Source organism: Shewanella sp. 433 (assembly GCF_059338565.1).
Genome location: NZ_CM181703.1, coordinates 3,468,400 through 3,485,587 on the forward strand (window position 1 = coordinate 3,468,400; position 17,188 = coordinate 3,485,587).

Annotated in this window: 12 protein-coding genes; 9 read left to right on the forward strand and 3 right to left on the reverse strand. The window is 48.9% G+C overall.

Annotation, left to right across the window (positions count from 1 at the left end; all coding sequences use genetic code 11):
- The first annotated feature begins 54 nt into the window (after nucleotides 1-54).
- Nucleotides 55-1,482, forward strand: coding sequence for a peptidoglycan DD-metalloendopeptidase family protein (locus AC5YB1_RS15385; RefSeq protein WP_494519889.1), 1,428 nt, complete (start codon nucleotides 55-57; stop codon nucleotides 1,480-1,482).
- Nucleotides 1,483-1,491: 9 nt separating this feature from the next.
- Nucleotides 1,492-2,604 (forward strand): anhydro-N-acetylmuramic acid kinase, encoded by a 1,113-nt coding sequence (locus AC5YB1_RS15390; RefSeq protein WP_494519890.1) that lies wholly within the window; start codon nucleotides 1,492-1,494, stop codon nucleotides 2,602-2,604.
- 101 nt (nucleotides 2,605-2,705) lie between these two features.
- Here the strand turns inward: AC5YB1_RS15390 and AC5YB1_RS15395 are convergent, their stop codons facing one another.
- Complete coding sequence (locus AC5YB1_RS15395; RefSeq protein ID WP_494519891.1) at nucleotides 2,706-4,883, reverse strand: winged helix-turn-helix domain-containing protein; 2,178 nt, start codon at nucleotides 4,881-4,883, stop codon at nucleotides 2,706-2,708.
- A gap of 378 nt (nucleotides 4,884-5,261) precedes the next feature.
- Between AC5YB1_RS15395 and AC5YB1_RS15400 the strand changes: the two genes are divergently transcribed.
- The 5 genes from AC5YB1_RS15400 (at nucleotide 5,262) to AC5YB1_RS15420 (ending at nucleotide 13,085) form a co-directional block, all read left to right on the forward strand.
- The gene (locus AC5YB1_RS15400) at nucleotides 5,262-8,024 is read left to right on the forward strand and encodes a TonB-dependent receptor plug domain-containing protein (RefSeq protein ID WP_494519892.1); all 2,763 of its coding nucleotides are present in this window, start codon (nucleotides 5,262-5,264) and stop codon (nucleotides 8,022-8,024) included.
- A gap of 74 nt (nucleotides 8,025-8,098) precedes the next feature.
- Nucleotides 8,099-10,555, forward strand: coding sequence for a S9 family peptidase (locus AC5YB1_RS15405; protein ID WP_494519893.1), 2,457 nt, complete (start codon nucleotides 8,099-8,101; stop codon nucleotides 10,553-10,555).
- A 133-nt stretch (nucleotides 10,556-10,688) separates the two neighbouring features.
- Nucleotides 10,689-11,996 carry an alkaline phosphatase gene (locus AC5YB1_RS15410; RefSeq protein ID WP_494521658.1) on the forward strand — a complete coding sequence of 436 codons (1,308 nt, stop codon included), beginning with the start codon at nucleotides 10,689-10,691 and terminating at the stop codon, nucleotides 11,994-11,996.
- Between the two features lie 151 nt (nucleotides 11,997-12,147).
- A complete protein-coding gene (locus AC5YB1_RS15415) occupies nucleotides 12,148-12,519 on the forward strand; it encodes a DUF2750 domain-containing protein (protein ID WP_494519894.1) in 372 nt (123 codons plus the stop codon).
- A 104-nt stretch (nucleotides 12,520-12,623) separates the two neighbouring features.
- Nucleotides 12,624-13,085 carry a hypothetical protein gene (locus AC5YB1_RS15420; protein ID WP_494519895.1) on the forward strand — a complete coding sequence of 154 codons (462 nt, stop codon included), beginning with the start codon at nucleotides 12,624-12,626 and terminating at the stop codon, nucleotides 13,083-13,085.
- Nucleotides 13,086-13,448: 363 nt separating this feature from the next.
- On the opposite strand, the gene erpA is transcribed toward AC5YB1_RS15420, so the two are convergent.
- Both erpA and AC5YB1_RS15430 read right to left on the reverse strand, forming a co-directional pair.
- A complete protein-coding gene (gene erpA / locus AC5YB1_RS15425; protein ID WP_220061717.1) occupies nucleotides 13,449-13,799 on the reverse strand; it encodes an iron-sulfur cluster insertion protein ErpA in 351 nt (116 codons plus the stop codon).
- Between the two features lie 114 nt (nucleotides 13,800-13,913).
- Nucleotides 13,914-14,747: a DUF6776 family protein gene (locus tag AC5YB1_RS15430; RefSeq protein WP_475516038.1), complete on the reverse strand. Its 834-nt coding sequence runs from the start codon at nucleotides 14,745-14,747 to the stop codon at nucleotides 13,914-13,916.
- A gap of 64 nt (nucleotides 14,748-14,811) precedes the next feature.
- Here AC5YB1_RS15430 and AC5YB1_RS15435 point away from each other — a divergent pair, with 64 nt between their 5' ends.
- Together AC5YB1_RS15435 and AC5YB1_RS15440 are read left to right on the forward strand one after the other, a co-directional pair.
- Complete coding sequence (locus AC5YB1_RS15435; RefSeq protein WP_494519896.1) at nucleotides 14,812-16,530, forward strand: chloride channel protein; 1,719 nt, start codon at nucleotides 14,812-14,814, stop codon at nucleotides 16,528-16,530.
- 338 nt (nucleotides 16,531-16,868) lie between these two features.
- Complete coding sequence (locus AC5YB1_RS15440; RefSeq protein WP_494519897.1) at nucleotides 16,869-17,183, forward strand: c-type cytochrome; 315 nt, start codon at nucleotides 16,869-16,871, stop codon at nucleotides 17,181-17,183.
- Nucleotides 17,184-17,188 lie beyond the last annotated feature (5 nt).

Here is a 17,188-nt window from a genome sequence, read left to right on the forward strand (position 1 = left end):
AAGAGTGTACACTTACAGGAATCGCTTAAGTCTTGAAAATTGGTATCGGAGTCAATGGGAAAGGTCATTACACTCTTAAAATTACTACCCAAACTACATCAAATATTGTTGGGCATTCTCTTGGTCGTCACCCTAGCGGTATTACTATTACCTACCGACGATGCACAAGCTTCGCGCGCCACCAATAGCACGCTCTCTGGCACCATCAACTTGGTCGATGAAGCGCCGTTACAACACGATATCAACTCCAATGATAATGCCAAAGCTTATCCTGTGCCGCTGGCCTTTAGAACTCCAGATGCCCCCAGCGTAGACGACATCGTCAGCGAACTCAGTCAGCCAAAACAACCACCTAATAATCTTGTTGCAGCATCAGATGCAACCGAAAGCCCAGCTATGGAGCTGCACACTGAGCAATTTACCGTGCGCAGTGGTGATACCTTAGCCAAACTGTTTAAACGTGCCGACCTCACGCCCCGTGATGTATATGAAATAACCCAACTGCCTAAAGCCAAAAAAAATCTGCTTAAAATATTACCCGGCGAAGAGATAGCCATAGTCAAAAACGGCAGCGGCGAACTCAGCCAGTTACGTTATCATCTTGATCCCATCTCTACCTTAGTCATTAGCAAGCAGGCAAGCGGCTACAGCGAAGAGGTGCTCACTAAACAGGTAGAACAGCGCACTAAATTTGCCAGCGCCACCATTAGCAGTAACTTTTGGAATGCTGGCGTGACCGCAGGATTAACCCCGAATCAAATTATGCAGCTGGCGACCATTTTCGGCTGGGACGTCGACTTTGCGCTCGATCTGCGTCAAGGCGATAAATTTGCCATCTTATTTGAGGAGGAGTTTGCCGATGGCCAGTTCCTGCAAAATGGCAATATTTTAGCTGCCGAGTTTATCAACCAAGGCGATACCTATACCGCGGTGCGCTATAAAGATGGCAACTACTATTCAGCAGAAGGGCGCAGCATGCGTAAAGCCTTCTTACGCTCGCCGGTGGACTTTAAATATGTCAGCTCAAGCTTTAATCCACGTCGCTTACACCCTGTCACTGGCCAAGTAAAAGCTCATCGCGGCGTAGACTATGTTGCCGCAGTTGGTACACCGATCAAAGCCGCGGGTAAGGGGCGCGTGATAAAGTCGGGCTATAACCAATACAATGGCAACTATGTGTTTATTAAGCACAATGAAACCTACACCACGAAATACCTGCACCTTAAAAAGCGTAAAGTAAAGCAAGGTCAAACGGTAAAACAGGGGCAAATCATCGGCACGCTCGGCTCTACCGGTCGAGTCACTGGCGCCCATTTGCATTATGAGTTTATCGTCAATGGCGTGCACCGTAATCCGCGCACGGTTAAGCTGCCACAGTCAGTGCCCATCGACAAAAAAGAGAAACAACAATTCTTGGCGATTAGTCAGCAGATGATGGCAAAACTTAAGCAAAACAATGATATTCAGCTTGCCGCACAATAAGGTAAACAGATGAGCAGTCAGTACTATATTGGCCTAATGTCAGGCACCAGCATGGACGGTGTCGATGCGGTATTAGTGAAATTTGAGGCTGATAAGTTCACGCTTATCGACACCCATACCGAGCCGCTGCCAAGCCATCTGTTAAGCGGGTTACAGCGACTATGTCAATCTGGCAGCCATGATGAAATCAATTATTTAGGCACACTCGACAGAAGCGTGGGACAACTGTTTGCCAAGGCGGTTAATGGGCTGGTAAACAAAGTGGGTATCGATAAGGCGCGCATCAAGGCCATTGGCAGCCACGGTCAAACCGTGCGTCATATGCCAAACCTTGAGATGGGTTTTACCTTGCAGATTGGCGATCCTAACACCATCGCCGCCCTCACTGGCATCGACGTTATCGCCGACTTTAGACGCAAAGATATCGCCTTAGGTGGCCAAGGGGCACCACTGGTCCCCGCATTTCATCAACAATGCTTTGCTCAAGCGGGCAGCAAACGCATCATATTAAATATCGGTGGTATCTCTAACATCACTTATCTACCCGGTGATGCCAGCGCGGTGATTGGCTTTGATAACGGCCCAGGTAATACCTTGATTGATACTTGGATAAAGCAGGTCAAAGATGAGGCTTATGATAACGACGGCCAATGGGCTGCCAGCGGTAAGACAGATGCCGCCTTACTGCAGCAGATGTTATCGCACGCTTATTTTTCTTTAAATGCGCCCAAAAGCACTGGGCGTGAGCTCTTTAACCAAGCCTGGTTAGAGCAGCAAACCGCCGACTTTGGCCATTTAAATGAGGTCGACATTCAGTCGACCTTACTCGACTTAACCTGCCACAGCATTGCCAATGACTGCCTAAAACTGACCGACAAAGCCGAGCTGTTTGTCTGCGGTGGCGGTGCGTTTAACCAAGAGTTGCTGCGCCGCTTGGCCAAGTTGCTGCCCCATTATCACATCGATACCACAGTTGCACTGGGCATAGACCCACAATGGGTTGAGGGGATCGCCTTTGCTTGGCTGGCTAAGCGTTATCATGATGGCTTAGCGGGTAACCTCCCCGCCGTCACTGGCGCGTCACGCCCTGCGGTATTGGGCGGCTTATTCCCTGCCGCATAGCGAGCTAGCCGATAAGCGTCCCTCCGCGTGCGACTCAGCCCTTGTAACTCAATTTACACGGTCATCAATCATCGGATGGCCATTACAGTCACTCCCTAACGTTATAGCAATAATCTATGCTGCAACTTGATCACATCACGTTTCGAATTTTGCGACTGGGTCAGCAGTAAGCTATGGGAGTCGGGGATATAAGCCATCGAGCCTGCACGTGGAATAACGCTGGGGGGAAGCTTGATAATGGGCGTGACTAAATTGGTATTAAATCGCCAAAAGTTAACTAACTGATGGTCGCTATGGTTAGCACGGTAATAGACCCCTTTATCTGTCGCGACCCAGTTGTAGCCTTCAGTAAACTTGTCGCCACCAAGCAGCAGCTCAACCTTACTCGCCGCCGTATTGTGCTGCAGAGCATGAGAACCATCGCCATCAAGGGCTAAGGCCCACAACCCTGGTTTATCCAGGCGAGTAAAGACTAACTTATCAGCGGCAATCGACTGTCCAAGGCGCATATTCAGCGGGCTTAACACCTTAGGCGGACGGTTATCGAGGTAAAACTCGGTAATGCCATCGAGCGTACTAGCAAATACGCTTTCATTGTCCCAGCCCCAGCTTGGGCGGTTATGATCTAAATAGGGCGTCGCCAAGATAGCCATAGTGCCCGAGTCGAGATTGAGCACATGGATTTTATTGCCCTCATTTTTATCATCGGGTGCTAAAAATGCCAGTTTATTGCCATCGTGAGACCAACTGGGGTAAGCCACGCGCCGTTTCAAGTGTGTATGTTGACGAACATCGCCGCCTTGTGTATTGACGCTCCACACCTCGTTAAAACCGGTTTGATTGGACACATAAGCAATACGTTGACGGCTGGCGGAATAACTTGGATTACGGTAGCTGTATTCCACATTCAATAATGAAAACGGCGTGGTGGGGATCGATTGCTCTAACGCTAGCAGCGAGATCTGATTATCGCGAATATAGTTGGCGTACACTAACTCACTGCGGCCAGAGATAAAGCGTGGGTAGCTCATCCCCTCGACGTCTAAAGGCTGGATCTGTTTATCGTCAATATCGATAATATAACCGTTGCGCACACCAGAGTTTTCGGTGCTAAAGACTAAGCGCTCACTATCATGGTGCCAGCTTAAGCCGCGGATATCTTCCAGCCCAGTGGTTAAGCGCAACTCCCGCTGTGAGCCTAAATCGCGTAAAAAAATATCTTCAGAAATATTGCCAAAACGACGCGCTATTGCCAACCAACGTCCATCAGGGCTATACGCAAGATCTCTATCGCGATGACCACAATCTTGCTGGCACGACACCCGTTGAGGCTGTGAGGCTGAGGAGCCCAGTGCCAAGCTATAAATACCTGAGGACTCATCGCCCTCAGCCAGCCAAATAAAGGCTAATTGATTGCCATTAGGGGAGAGATCCAATGCAGTATTAAACGAGTTACAAGGCGCCAGTGGCGTCACCTCGCCGCTCTCTATGGTTAACTGCATAATATGGCACTGGCGAGTAGCAATGCGCTGTGACGGATAATAGAGCGTATTACCATCTGGGCTCCATACTGCGCGGATCTCAGCCGAATTAACCGAGGTCAGTCGTTTAGGGGTATCACTTAAGGCGTTAAGATCCTTCAGATACAGGCTATAGCTTTGTCCATTACCCCGGCTGCCATACACCAACCAACGTCCATCGGCCGACACGTTAGGAAACAGTTCCGCATCCGTGGTCGTGGTTAATTGTGTTTTGGTGGTGGGGATAAAATGCGCCTCATCATGATACAGGTGCCAAGTCGTAAAACCTGCCAGCAGAAGTACCAATACCGCTGCGGCCATCAAGCCTTGTCGATACCCTCGCTTGAGCCTCGTCATTTGTTCCTGTGCCTGTTGCAAAATATCGGGTTGTTCAGCTATATCTTCGGGATTAAATTCTGGGGCAATAAGCAGTCGATAACCTGACTTTCTCACCGTTTCAATCACCTCTTGATCGCCTGCGACCGGGCTAAGTTGCTTACGCAGGTGCCATATCGCATTAGTCAGCGCTTTTGCCCCCACATAACGATTACCATCCCAAATGGCATCGATTAACGCTTCACGAGTCACCACGTTAGGATAATGCTGGGCAAGGTAACACAGCACATCGATAAACTTAGGTTGCAAAGACACCTGCACAGCATCTTGCCCCGGCGCTTGAGGGGAAAACACTAAACGATGCCCCAGCGGAGTGACCTCACACCGACCTAATTTAAATCCCAATTCTTTTAACACAGCCACCTTAATCCCCGTTTTTTGCTAGCGCTTAATCAAAATATGAAACGTTAAAGCTATCCCTAGGCAAAGCGAGTGTAACACCAAACCCAAGATTAACGACAAAATAACACAATTAAGGATAGATAATAATAGATACTTAAACCTTTGTTTAAAAACACAATAGATTTTAAATAGAGATATAAACAACCTATAAACGACACGCTAGGCATTGTGGGGAGGTAACAAGTTAATTACAACTAGGCGCAGTAAACAGCAAGCTATCTTGATGGTTAAACGACACCGTCATTTGCGCTCTCCGCACATCACACGGAGCAGCCAGTAAAGCTCTTTAGGTTTGCAGATAAAAAAGGTAGTTAACGATAATAATAAGGATCATATTAGATGAAACCCCAACTTAAGCACTCGGCCATTACCATAGCGCTGGCGCTGGCCTTTACGCCAACCACTCTAATAGCAGCGCAGGCCGACACCGATAACAATGAAGCAAAAATAGAAAAAATCGAAGTCACAGGTTCACGTATTAAACGTGCTGACTTTGAAGGTGTGGCGCCAGTTACCGTGATCTCTGCCGACGATATCGCTAACAGTGGCTTAACGTCTATTGCAGAAGTACTGCAATCATCGGTCGCCAATACCGGCGGTTCACTTAATGGCGAAAGCGACGGTTTTACCGACAGCGCAAGCTCTGTCAACCTACGTGGCATGGGCGCTAATAGAACGCTAGTGTTGATCAATGGTCGTCGTCAGGCGTCATTCCCCAGTGCTGCTGGCGGTTCAAGTAACTTCGTCGATACCTCAGATATCCCTACCGCAGCGGTAGAACGTATCGAAATTCTCACCGGGGGTGCATCGGCCATTTACGGCTCAGATGCCGTCGGCGGTGTGGTTAATATTATCTTAAAGAAAGAATATGACGGCGCTAAAGCGGCGGTTAAGTACAACTCACCGACCCAAGGCGGTGGCGAGCAACTTGATCTGTCATACCTACAAGGCATTAATACCGAAAACAGCCAAACCTTGGTCATGTTCGAATATAAGAAAGTTGAGGCGATTAAAACATCCCAGCGCGACAGTTTATTCAGCCCAGCTTATTATGAAGATGAAGATGGCAATGTACGTTGGGGCGCAGGCCCCTATGGTGATGCAACAGCCTCTAGCTGGGCCTCGTGGATCCGCGACTACGACAAGGCCTATACCAGTGACAAATACAGCCCACTGGATCAGGCGCAATGTACCGACCTGTTCGGTGATAAAGGCATTTATACCCCAGTGGGGACTTACGATTGCTACTATGACAAATATGCCGACCGTGGCCTGCAATCGGCTTATGACAGAATCAACCTAGTGGTTAACAGTACCTACGATCTTAATGATGCGTGGCAGCTGTATGGCATGATCAACGCCTCATATAAAGAGGCGCAAAAGTACAAAGATGAGAAAGGCTTTGGCACTTACATCTATGAAGATCAAGCCACTGGCGCGCTGAGTTATGACTCTGGTGAATTTGCTAACGACAACAAGTTCCAGCTGCGTCGTCGCATGGAAGAGTTCCCAGGCGATCGTATTTATGACACCCAAAATACCAAGCTAGCGTTTTCTTTGGGTGCCAGCGGCGTAATAGGCGACTATGAACTGGACCTCTCTTGGTCGAGTGGCTTTAACCGTTACGAGAAACAAAACAACCATATGGTTCGCGCCGATGGACTGCTCGATATCATCACCTTCGATCCTAACAACACCGATCCGACCAAATGGTATCCAAACAATAAGCTTACCGATACCCAAATTGAAGCCTTAATCGGCGCCTCAACCAAAGACTCCACCTCAAGCATGCATCAGTTCCAAGCGGTGTTTACTGGCGACCTTATGGAACTACCCGCAGGCACAGTTGGCTTTGCCACCACAGCCGAATGGGCGCGTGAAAGCTATGAAGATACCTTAGATGAAGTCACCAAGAGCGGCGGCTTTATCGGCATGGGCGGCACGGGTGGTGAAGGTGATCGCGATCGCGTTGCCATCGCAGGTGAAGTACAGATCCCACTATTGGCTAACATGACTGGGGTTAAATCATTAGATTTGTCTGCGGCGCTGCGTTATGACCGTTACTTAGACGATTCAAACGTGGGCGGCGCTACCACACCACAGATGGGCATTATGTATCGCCCTATCGATGAAGTGATGGTGCGTGCCAACATAGGTAAAAGCTTCCGTGCCCCCGATATGCATCGCTTGTATGCCGGCCTAACACGTAGTTTTGGCAGCACAGATTACCCACATCCCACCATCCCTAATGAGATTTATGAAGATAGCTACGACGGTTTTAGTTCTGGCAACCTCAATTTAACTGAAGAAAAGGGTGATTTCTGGAACATAGGCCTTGTTGCCAACCTAAGCGAAAACGCCGATGTGTCATTAGACTGGTGGAACATTGAGCTCGAGGGCGCGGTAAAAACCATCTCTACTCGTGAAATGCTCGATGACCCAAGCTATGACCAAACCGGCAACTACACCAGCTGCGATCAGATGGATGTGGTCGGCTATCTTACAGAGCTCGATGATGAGGGGATCAGCAACTTAGCGTGTATGCGTAAGGGGCCGATTAACAGTGCCTATGAAGCTTCACAAGGTATCGATGCCAGCTTTAACTATCGTTTTGCTGAAACCGCAGTCGGTGACTTTAAGCTGAAATTGGCCGCCTCTTATCTGCTAAGCAAAGAGTATCAAGAGAACCTCGACAGTGAGATTGAAGAAGAAACCGACACTAACTTTGTGCCTAAATGGAAAGGTAATGCCAGCCTAACTTGGAACTATCAAGATGTCAGCGCAACCTTGGCCTACTACTACACAGGGGAAGCCACGGGTACCGATACCTTTGACCTTATTGACGCCAATGGTGATAGCTATGAGCAAGATGATTATCCCGATACGCTCGATGCTTATCAGGTGATCAACTTAACTCTGGGCTACAACGCGCCATGGAATGGTAAGTTTACTGCTGGGGTGAAAAACCTCACCGATGAGATGCCCCCTCTATATGACGTCCGCAGTGACAATCATAACGATTGGCCCTTCTTCGAAGAAGGCAACAGCAGCTACTCTATCGTAGGTCGCACCTTATTCTTAGGTTATTCACAAAAGTTTTAAGCTTTTGAATAAGTCATAAAAAGCGCCCAAATGGGCGCTTTTTCATCACTCATGCATTTAAGTCAGGATAACTAATGCACATTTTAAAATATCTAATGGCTGCCCTGATCTTGTTGTCCAGCCTACACGCAACCGCTGGCGACTATCAGCAGCCCTCGGCGCCACTGCAACAGGTGCTCGAGCAAACCAAAATGGTCGATACACGACTGGCAGGCGATGCACGCCATATAGCGTTATTGCATCCTCAAGCGCACCCCACTATTCATGAGTTGGCCCAGAGCGAAAAAAAGTTGGCCGGCCTGCGAATTTCGCCAGATAATTTAGCCCAAAGCAGACCGAAAAAACGCTACCAGTTCATTACGTTAATTAATCTTGATAACAATCAACGCCTCACCATACAGCAGCAAGACGCTAACATTGCTAACGTACAGTTTTCGCCCGACAGTCAATACCTAAGCTACATTGCCATTACGCCTCGCGCCGTTGATCTGTACCTGTATCAACTGGCCAGCGGCCAAACCCGGCGTCTCAATGCCAGCCCACTTAATGCGGTATTTGGAGCCAAATACCAATGGCAACATGACAGCAAGGCCATTGTCACCACCTTCGCGGTGCCGCAAGATAAGCTGGCCTCCCTTGCCAACATAGGCCCTAACATTAGCCACGCCTTGGGCGAAAAAGCACCAAGGCGTACTTATCAAGATTTAATTCAAAATCAGCAAGATGAGCAGGCATTTAAGCAGTTAACCACCAGCCAATTGGCGATCATCACCCTCGATGGTCAACGCATCGATGTGGGCCAGCCGCAGATCAACAGTCACTTTGCCTTATCACCCAACGATCAGTTCCTGATCGCAAAACAGATACACGCGCCCTATTCCTATATCGTTAAATACTATGACTTTGCCCAGCAGGTTGAGCTATTTGGCCGCGATGGCCAACATATCAAAACCTTAGGTCATATCGACAGCGGCGAGTTTCGCGCAGCTGGCGCCGACTCGGTCAGTGCTGGCCCGCGCCTTATCCACTGGCGACCCGATCAACCCGACACCTTAGTGTTTGTTCAACCTCTGGATAACGGCGATGGCGAGCAGCCTGCCGCGCTGCGCGATGAAGTGCTCAACTGGCCAGCACCATTTACCCAAATCCCACACGCTTTGCTGCAAATGCCATGGCGTATTAACGATCTTGATTGGGCAGAACAAGGCCGACTGTTTGTCAGTGAAAAAAATGCCAACAAGAAGCAGGTGCGCGTCAGCATTTTGGATGTAAGCTTACTGGGTACAGACGAAGCCAAGCACGCCAAACTCTGGTATCAAAAAGCCCAGCGTGACACCTATAAAGCCCCCGGTAGGCTCTATCGCGATAGACAACAAGGGGTTGCTCTTGTAGATATAACCCAAGGTAAATTCAGCCATTATGGTATTGGTGCATCGGCTAAGGGCTATCGCCCTTTCCTCAAGCAAACCCAGCTCGATAACAACTATAGCGAGACTATCTGGCAAAGCGCGAGCGATAAACTTGAGCAGGTTAAATATGTCATCAGTTTGTCGCCTCTTAAATTAATCATTAAGCGTGAAGACTCTATAACCCCGCCACATTTAGTGTTAGTGGAGCCACATACAGGCAGCGAGCAACTACTTTATCAAGCCGATAATGAGCTGGCCGCCTATCAAGGCATGACTCGCCAACTGGTTAACTATCAGCGCGCCGATGGCTTGCCCCTCTCAGGCATGCTCTACTTACCTGCCGGTTATGATAAATCACAAGGGCCGCTGCCCCTGCTCATGTGGGCCTATCCACGCGAATACAAAGACGCGAAAGTTGCCGCCCAAGTGAACTATTCAGTGCATCAATACCAAGGGATCAGCGCCAAAGGGCCACTGCCCTTTGTCGCCCAAGGCTTTGCCGTATTCGATAAAGTGGCTATGCCCATTGTCGGTCAAGGCGATATTCAGCCCAATGACAGTTTTCGCACCCAACTGGTGGCGAATGCTAAAGCGGCCATCGACACCTTAAGTGACATGGGTATCGCCGATCCAGGCAGAGTCGCTATCGGCGGCCACTCTTATGGCGCATTTATGGTCGCCAATCTCTTGGCTCACTCGGATCTGTTTAAAGCCGGTATCGCGAGAAGCGGCGCTTATAATCGCTCCCTGACCCCTTTTGGTTTCCAATATGAAAAACGTAATTACTGGGAAGCGCCCGCTCTCTACCAGCAGATGTCGCCCTTTACCCATGCCGATAAAATTGATGAGCCGCTACTGCTGATCCATGGCGAGATGGATGCCAACTCAGGCACCTACCCGATGCAATCGTCACGACTGTTTAACGCCATCCGTGGCCTAGGTGGTACGGCAAAGTTGGTGATGCTGCCCTATGAAAGCCACAGCTATGCAGCCAAAGAGTCGTTACAACACATGCTTTGGGAGCAGCAGCAATGGTTAGAGCAATACGTTAAGCCCATTAACGCTGACATCGGTAAGGTCCAGAGCGCTGAACATCATCAATTGATCAAGTCGTTGGAGTAACATAATGACCCAGTCCACATTGCAATCTACATCAAAACTTACATCAAAACTTACATTAGAGTCATGCTTTGCCACTATGGTGCGTCTGGCTGCGGCCATCAGCCGCTCGGCTCGCTCATGTAAGCTTAACGCGATGCTCGCCACCTTAATCACAACCCTGCCTTGCGCAGTGGCGGCAGCGCCGACCAATATCATCTACATCATAGGCGACGGCATGGGGCCCGCCTATACCAGCGCCTATCGTTATTTTAATGATGATCTCACCACCAAGGCCGTTGAACCGACCATTTTTGATAAGTTGTTAGTGGGCATGGCAAGTACCTATCCCGATGATGACACCTATGTCACCGACTCAGCGGCGGCGGCAACCGCTTTAGCCACCAGCCATAAGAGTTATAACGGCGCCATTGCCGTTAACAGCGACAAACAAGTCTTGCCGACCTTGCTCGAATACGCCAAAGCCAAGCAGCGCACTACCGCCGTGGTGGTAACCTCACAGATTAACCACGCCACCCCAGCCAGCTTTTTGGCCCACAATGAACATCGCAGAAACTACAATGAGATAGCCGATGATTTTCTCAGCAATCTCATCAACAACAAGCCGGTGGCCGATCTTATGCTAGGTGGCGGCCAACAGTATTTTATTCGTGAAGATAGAGATTTAGTCGCCGAACTGCGCGCCTTAGGTTATCAATATCAAGACGATCTCAGCGCGCTGAGCCAACTCGAGCGCCTACCCGCCTTGGGACTATTTGCCCCCAAAGGATTAGCGCCAGCCTTGGGCAGCCCAGCCCCACTGCGTTTAAGCCAAATGACCGAGCATGCGCTCACACTGTTGCCACCTAACCCTAAAGGCTTTGTGATGATGATAGAAGCCAGCCAAATCGATTGGTGTGGCCACAGCAATGATATTGCCTGCGCCATGGCTGAAATGACCGATTTAGCCGCCACCACCCAAGTGGTCGTCGACTATATCGACCAGCATCCCAACACCTTATTGGTGATGACAGCCGATCACTCGACCGGCGGCCTGAGCCTCGGCGCAGATGGGATCTATCAATGGCGTGGTCAGCTGCTGCATAGCGTCAAGCAGATGCCCAGTACCTTAGCCAAGTGGCTGTCTGAATCACCGACACACTTGGCAAGTGAACAAGCCTTTAGTGATTTTTGGCAAACACACTTAGGCTTACCTATCGATGCCGAGCAGCGCAATGAGTATCGCCAGCAGCTGCAAACGGCATTAGCACAAGATAATGGGGTAAAAGAAGCCACTACGCGATTAAAGCAACAAATTGACACCCTGACCTCTACTGGCTGGACAACCGGCGGGCACGACGCCGTCGACGTACAAGTCTTTGCTTATGGTCAAGGTGCGGCGCAATTTAATGGTCATCAAGACAATACCCAAATCGCCAAAAAATTGATCGACTTAATCCACTAAACCTGCTCCTTGGGTAAACATGCTGGCCGCCAATGTATTGCGGCCGGCTAACTCCCGCCTCACCGCGCAACAAAATCCTCTATACTGCGGCGTAACAAATGTTATGATTGCCGCCAATCGGTTTAGCCCCATTAAGATGAAAGAGAACACCATGAGCAAAAGTGCAAAAGATGCCAGCAAGATGACGCCAGAAGCGCGTTACGACTACCTTGTCGAACAAGCCAAGGTCCACAAAACCCTATGGACATTGCAAGACGCTGATGGCTGCGTCATGCTCACCACAGATGATGAAGATTGCATCCCAATGTGGCCTTGCGAAGAGTCTGCTGCCATGTGGGCCGTAGATGATTGGGCTGATTGTACCCCTTTAGCCATTGCCCTTGATGAATGGCTAGAACGTTGGGTTCCAGGCATGCAAGATGATGATCTGTTTGTTGCCGTATTCCCAGTGCAAGAAGATCTTGGCGTGGTGATCCCGCCTTATGAGCTAGAGCAGCGCTTAACGCCTAAGCAGAGCCACTAAGCTCGACAATCACTGGCTCGCCACAGCGCGATCAGCCAGTCGCTAAACAGCGCTTTAGCCAGACTAAAGCGCTTATCTTGTTATTCGATGACGGAGCCTCACTCGTGCAACCATCCTCACCGTTACATGATGCCACTCAACCGCAGGAAACCAGCTCTACGCCAGTCAAAGCGCGGCTACCAAAACGTTTAATTGGCTTGTTACTCTTCCTAAGCATCGCATCGATTAGTGGCCTTGTAGCCAAACAAGGGGTGTTATTTTGTCTGTTGACGCTACTAATGGTGATTGCTGTGCTAGGCCGCCAACGGGCGGGATTGTATCTACTGCGCGGTTACACTGTGGTGCAACTTGGACTGGTCAGCATTTTACCTGTGTTGCTATACGACCCAGATAATTTGCTCACAGGCCCATCGACCTTTCAATTAGGCGAATGGCAAGGCAAAATCCCCGACTACTTGGTGTTTGGCGTGCTGATTTTATTAGCGATATTACAAGTGTGGATAGCGTTTACCGCCCAAGTGTCGGCCTACTGTCATGTTAAAAATAACATGAACATCATGCGTTAACCTTTATCGCTACATAGAGTCAGGCGCTATCACGCAGTGCTTTGTGCTTTGGTCTTTGTGACGTTAAGACATTCAGGCTGGGTTACCGCAGACACAAGGCCAATTTTTTACCGTCCTTGGTAAATTGACATAAGTGCTTTAGACACAACACCAATTTTTTACCGTCCCTGGTAAATTGGCATAAGTGCTTTAGACACAACGCCAATTTTTTACCGTCCCTGGTAAATTGGCATAAGTGCTTTAGACGCAACGCCAATTTTTTACCGTCCCTGGTAAATTGGCATAAGTGTTCCAGACACAAAAAAGCCAGCAATGCTGGCTTTTTTATGCGTCAGACTCACCATAGGTGGTCAAGCGGCTAGGTTATACCGAGAAGCTAGCACCGCAGCCACAGGTGGTGGTGGCATTAGGGTTTTTCACAAAAAAGCGCGAGCCTTCAAGTCCCGAAGTATAGTCCACTTCGCCACCCACAAGATATTGTAGGCTCATTGGGTCAACCACTAACTGAACCCCTTGCTTCTCAACGGTAAAGTCGCCTTCATTGACCTTTTCATCGAACGTGAAACCGTACTGGAAACCAGAGCAACCGCCACCGGTCACGTACACACGCAACTTAAGTGCATCATTTTGCTCTTCGTCCAACAAGGTTTTTACCTTTGAAGCTGCCGCGTCGGTAAAACGGATTGGCATTGTATCTTCAACTTGTTCAGTCATTACTACCTCTATACATCGGTTTGCTGAGCGAATTATCCAATACCTGACCAATTTGTTCAAGTAATAGTCTTGGCTCAGATAAAATCAATTTATTTTTGTATTATCACCCACAGCTTATTGGGCTAGTGGATCAATGGCCTCATTGCGATTTTGGGTGTCGTCCTCATGCTGCTCAGTCTCTTCAGGTACGTCATCTTCTATAGTGACCTCCTCATCGACACCATCAACCGTCGGCTCCACTTGCAACAGATCTGCAGCGGCAAACACCAACTCGGCACTGTCGCCTTTACTCCAACGACTGGCTGGCACTGTGACTTTTGCGTCGACCTGAGAAAGCACAAAGCCTTCAGGGAATTGCACCACGGTTTCTAAAATCTGAAAATAGCGAAAGCTAAAGTTAAGCTTATCATCAGTGAGTGACGATAACGGCAGGCTCACCACTTTGTCATCCTGCAAACCGATAAACGTGAGCTCGGCCTTACCTTTCAAGGCTTGCTTGCGCTTTTGCAGTTGGGTTAATACCAATTTAACCCTGAACTGGTTGGGCAATAGGCCAGGGTTTAAGCCTAAATCATGAATTGCCACACCGTCGGCTTGGTTTTCTGGCGCCATAATGCTGCGATAAAACGCCAGTTCTCGTTCAAGCTCTTTCTGTTTTTGATGTTGAGTTAAAAACATCTTTTGCATATTGTCATTGGCTTCTTGGGCTAACGCCAATTCCAAATTGCGCGAAGCTAACATCTCGGCCTGCTTTGTTAAGGCTTGGCTTAGCTCGGTGCTATTTTTCGATTGAGCGGGCTGAATTGGATGTTGCGATGACCAGAGATCCCAGGTCAATACGCCAGCAAAAAATGCCACTAAGATCAAAAAGAAAAGATAAACGCTCGAAGGTCGAATTTTTCGCTCTATCACTTGCAAGCGATCGATCCAACGATGATAATTTGACATTAAATACTAGCCCCTTATAAAAAAATCGACACTCACGCTTTTAGTACGGTAAAGGTTTACCACCATGGTTTCTGTGCAGCAACTCGTTAATCGCCTTACTTCTCAATGCCAGCATTACCTTAATACAGCACTCAAAGATAAATTGTCACAAGCCAAAATCAGTGTGCAATTGTGCGGCTTGGCGCTCGCATTTGCCTTGGTGGCTTCTGGGGTCATTATATTATTTAGGCTATTACTGCAGTGGCTTAATAGCTTAACCCAAACCCAAGTATGGGATTTTACTGACAACTTTAGCGACTGGCGAGTGCTATTACCCCTTTTTGGTGGATTGTTGATCTGGCTCGTGGCGCAATTGGGCTCTAAACGCTACAAACGCATGGGTATCGCCTATGTGATGCACCGCATGAAACTGCACTACGGCAAAATTCCCTTACAATCGGCGCCGGGGCAATTCTTCCAAGCCTTATTTGCCCTTGCTAGCAACTTTTCAGTGGGCCGCGAAGGCCCAGCCATCCACTTAGGGGCTGTCAGCGCCAGTGTTATGGCTGAAAAATTCCAGCTACCGGACAACAGCGTACGCATTATGTGCGCCAGTGGCATCGCTGCGGGTATTGCTGCGACCTTTAATGCGCCATTGGCTGCGGTGATCTTTGTCTTTGAGGTGATACTCAGGGAATATAAGGTGCATTACTTTTTCCCCATTATGCTCTCAGCCATTTGCGGGGCACTCAGCAGCCAGCTGGTATTTGGCAACATTCATGAATATGAACAGATAGGCATCGACCATATCCCCTTGTCGCAATATCCGATCTTAGCCCTGTGTGGCCTAACACTCGGCTGCATCGCCGCCCTGTTTAATCACAGCCTGCTAACGGTGACCGCTAAAGGCCAGCAATGGCCGCTGTTTGCTAGGCTCATGTTGGCAGGCTTGGTCACCTGCGCAGTCGGGCTGCTGTTACCCCAAGCTTTGGGCAGTGGTGAGCAGGCGATAAGTTACGCTATTAGTGAGCATCCAAGCCTGTGGTTATTAGTGGGCTTGCTGATAGGCAAGATTATCGCCACCATTGCCGCCATAGGCCTTGGGATCCCAGGCGGGATTATCGGCCCCTTATTTGGGATCGGTGCCTTAATTGGCGCCATTTTAGCCATTATCAGCGCGCAGTTCTTCCCCGGCATTAGCCCCTATATAGGCCTGTACACCATCATAGGCATGACCGCCATGATGGGCGTGTGCCTCAGTGCACCGCTGGCCGCCTTGGTGGCATTGCTAGAACTCACCAATAACGCCGCCATCATCTTGCCCTCAATGTTTGTCACCATACCCGCCTTCTTAATTGCCCACCAAGCCTTTAATACTCAGTCGCTATTTTATAAACAGATGGAGCTGATGGGGCTGGACTACAAAATTGCGCCGGTCAAACTGGGGCTACAAAAAACCGGTGTGCGCGCCATCATGGATAAGCGCTTTGTTATCGTTAAAGACAATGATGAATTGCTGCTTGAAGTGCTAAAACGCGCTGAAGGACGCTCGGTGTTAATGCGGAACCACCAAGGCGAAATGGAGATGTTGCAGTTAGAGCTGCAACATGACGACAGCAAAAGCACCTTAAGCCGCCACCCGATACAAGGCGTTGCCGATAGCAGCACATTAAAAGAGGTCTACGAAATTTTAGCCATCGAGCGCCGCGGCGAGGTGTTTGTCTATCAAGGCGAGCGCGATAATGTCGTTGGCGTGATCGGCTGGTCGGCGTTACAAAAACAGATTAATTCAGGCCAAATTTAACGCTAACGAGTTCGGCAGCATTCGGCTTACGTCAACGCTGCCACCCGCCTAGCGCTCAGTTTTTCAGCACATCTTGGTTGATGTGATCCCCCCCCGCCCCTTAGCTCACCCTGACTACAAATCAGCAACCAATTGATTATCATGGTCTTTTATAACTTTTCATAACTTTTTACATGCTATCACTCTCATTTAGCCTTAGTTTTGTGACCCTAGTAACACTTACGCGCATTAGCGTGAATTTAGTGATGTTTTTTTTATGCGCAATTCGATAGGCACTCAATTGATGCAAATAACTCACTGACCGTTACGGCTAAACATAACTACGAGTATTAAATAACATGCAGCGACAACGTAACAGCCGCTGGCTTATTGCTTCCGTCACATTGGCAAGTATAAGCCTGTGCACCAACAGCTTTGCAGCATCGGATGAGAAACTGCTCAACATGTGTAAAGCATGTCATGGACAGTCGGGCAATAATCCATTTCCCAGCATTCCCAATCTTGCTCAGCAAAACAGTCAATATATGGTTGCGCAATTAACCGCATTTAAAAACGGCCAACGCCAAGATAAAACCATGAGTAAAGTCGCCAAATTGTTAACAACTGAGCAGATGCAGCAGATGGCGCACTATTTTTCTAAAGGTAAGGACTAACACAC

Bases quoted from the DNA above. Each gene is read 5' to 3' on its own strand.
- AC5YB1_RS15385 (WP_494519889.1), top strand. From the start codon at position 55: ATGGGAAAGGTCATTACACTCTTAAAATTACTACCCAAACTACATCAA.
- AC5YB1_RS15390 (WP_494519890.1), top strand. From the start codon at position 1,492: ATGAGCAGTCAGTACTATATTGGCCTAATGTCAGGCACCAGCATGGAC.
- AC5YB1_RS15400 (WP_494519892.1), top strand. From the start codon at position 5,262: ATGAAACCCCAACTTAAGCACTCGGCCATTACCATAGCGCTGGCGCTG.
- AC5YB1_RS15405 (WP_494519893.1), top strand. From the start codon at position 8,099: ATGCACATTTTAAAATATCTAATGGCTGCCCTGATCTTGTTGTCCAGC.
- AC5YB1_RS15410 (WP_494521658.1), top strand. From the start codon at position 10,689: ATGCTCGCCACCTTAATCACAACCCTGCCTTGCGCAGTGGCGGCAGCG.
- AC5YB1_RS15415 (WP_494519894.1), top strand. From the start codon at position 12,148: ATGAGCAAAAGTGCAAAAGATGCCAGCAAGATGACGCCAGAAGCGCGT.
- erpA (WP_220061717.1), bottom strand. From the start codon at position 13,799: ATGACTGAACAAGTTGAAGATACAATGCCAATCCGTTTTACCGACGCG.
- AC5YB1_RS15430 (WP_475516038.1), bottom strand. From the start codon at position 14,747: ATGTCAAATTATCATCGTTGGATCGATCGCTTGCAAGTGATAGAGCGA.
- AC5YB1_RS15435 (WP_494519896.1), top strand. From the start codon at position 14,812: ATGGTTTCTGTGCAGCAACTCGTTAATCGCCTTACTTCTCAATGCCAG.
- AC5YB1_RS15440 (WP_494519897.1), top strand. From the start codon at position 16,869: ATGCAGCGACAACGTAACAGCCGCTGGCTTATTGCTTCCGTCACATTG.